Source organism: Xanthomonas sp. LMG 12461 (assembly GCF_009192935.1).
Lineage (GTDB): Bacteria > Pseudomonadota > Gammaproteobacteria > Xanthomonadales > Xanthomonadaceae > Xanthomonas_A > Xanthomonas_A sontii.
This window is the reverse complement of sequence record NZ_NQYT01000093.1, coordinates 1-534: the sequence shown is the minus strand read 5'-3', so window position 1 is coordinate 534 and position 534 is coordinate 1. Positions and strand designations below refer to the sequence as shown.

General features: G+C 72.7%; 1 protein-coding gene. It reads right to left on the bottom strand.

From position 1 onward, the window contains the following. Nucleotides 1–511, bottom strand: a 511-nt coding sequence (locus tag CEK68_RS19605) for a cyclic nucleotide-binding domain-containing protein (protein WP_152240393.1), incomplete at its 3' end; no start/stop codon positions are given. Between the last annotated feature and the right edge of the window lie 23 nt (nt 512–534).

The window sequence follows — 534 nt, the reverse complement described above, 5'->3', positions numbered from 1 at the left end:
CGGCCGGCTGCAGCCGCGCCAGCGACAGCGCCGCGTCCTGCGCCGCATCCAGCTCCAGGCAGGCGCGTTGCAGCAGCTTGCGCTCCAGGTGCGGGAACTGCGTGCGCAACTGCTGCATCTGCGCCACCGGCACCCGGCACACCCGGCTGTCGGCGATGGCTTCGATGTCGTGGCGGTGCCTGGCCGATTCGCTCAGGCCGACGTAGTCGCCGGGCAGGACGAAACCGGCCACCTGGCGGCGTCCGTCGGCAAGGGTGCGGACCAGGCGCAACGCGCCGGCGGTGACGGTGTAGACCGCCTGTCGTGCCTCGCCGGTGCGGGCCAGAGTGGCGCCGGCGGCGTAATGCAGTGAGGTCGTGGCCCGTTCCAGCGCCTGCACCTCGTCGCAGGCCAGCGCCGAGCAGATCGCCAGGTGGCGGACCGCGCAATGCAGGCATTCGTTGCCGCGCGGTTCGCGCGGGGCGGACGCGTCGGCGTAGGGCAGGGCGAATCCGGAAGGAGGCCTGTTCATGGCACGTCGCGCAGTTGCGCGAC